The sequence below is a fragment of the Luteolibacter flavescens genome, assembly GCF_025950085.1.
Classification (GTDB): Bacteria; Verrucomicrobiota; Verrucomicrobiia; order Verrucomicrobiales; family Akkermansiaceae; genus Haloferula; species Haloferula flavescens.
The window spans coordinates 1-1166 of record NZ_JAPDDS010000055.1 but is presented as its reverse complement, the minus strand read 5'-3'; the positions used below and the strand labels follow the sequence as shown (position 1 = coordinate 1166).

1 protein-coding gene is annotated in these 1166 nt (G+C 64.2%); it reads right to left on the bottom strand.

The annotated features are described in order from the left end of the window. The coding region (locus tag OKA04_RS24485; protein ID WP_264503858.1) for an IS481 family transposase at window positions 1-1127 on the bottom strand (1127 nt) is incomplete at its 3' end. Window positions 1128-1166: the final 39 nt, after the last annotated feature.

Here is a 1166-nt window from a genome sequence, read left to right as displayed (position 1 = left end):
CGCTTCCAACAGTAATACACCTCGTAGCGGTCCTCTCCTGTCCGGCGCAATGCTACCTCCTGGCCTTTGAACGCCTCGCCGAGGCTCCAAAGGACGCCCCGGAACGCGATGATCCCCTTCGCCAGCACCTTTTTCACCACGTCTTCTCCCCCATACCATTGTCCCGCTGCCGGTGGCACCGCGGGCAGCACCCGCGATGAGACCTCATAACGGCTCGCAGGAACCGCTCCTCCCAGGGCTTCATGCGGCCGCTCGCGATTGTAAATCCCTCGCCACGGTTCGAATTCACGACGGCAGTGGCTGAGGTCATGCCACACCGTCGTGCGCGACAGCACCTCGGCCTTGAAGGTCCGGTGGAAGCGCTCCTCCTTGCCTTGGGTCTGAGGATGCCGCGGGCGACCGTGCCAAACATCCACCCCCAGCCGCAACAACCACGCCTCGCATTGCGTGAAGTGGCCCGAGCTGTCCCCCCAAGGCTTGCCGTTGTCGCAGAGCATCACCTGTGGCAACCCGTAGCGACGGAAGGCAGCCTCAAGCAGCGGTCGCAACTCGGCGAAGGTTTCGCCTGCGCACGGCTCCAGCAGCAGGTTGAACCTGCTGTGGTCGTCGAGCATCGTCAGCGGATGGCAGCGTCCGCCCTTGGCCAAGGCCAGCCAGCCCTTGTAGTCGATTTGCCACAGTTCGTTGGGGGCCTCGCGCTCGAAGCGCTCCCAGCCCTTGCCGGAAGGACCGGCGGGCACTGAAAGCAGCCCGCGACGGCGCAGCACCTCCGTAATGGTGCTCGCGGAAGGGACGCCCGTCTCGCCCTGCTTTTCCAACCACCACTTGAGCTTGCGCCCGCCCCAAGCCGGATGACTTCGACGGGCGGCGACGATCTTGTCCTCCATCGGCATGCCGGTCTTGCCGGGACTCGTGGCGGGCCTGCGTGGGGCATCCGACAAGCTCCCGCCCCCGCGCTGCCTCCCCAGCCACTTGTAGCCGGTCTTGCGGCTGATCCCAAAACGCCGGCACAGCTCCGCCTTGTTGGCTCCCTCACGGGATGCCATCTCCACGAATTCGTGTCTCATGTCCATCAGGTCACAGGTTTGCCAAGGCATGGTTTCCTCCTCCTTGAAGGTGTAACCCATGTCCCCGAACACCTGCTACCTATGTCCCCGGTCTATACA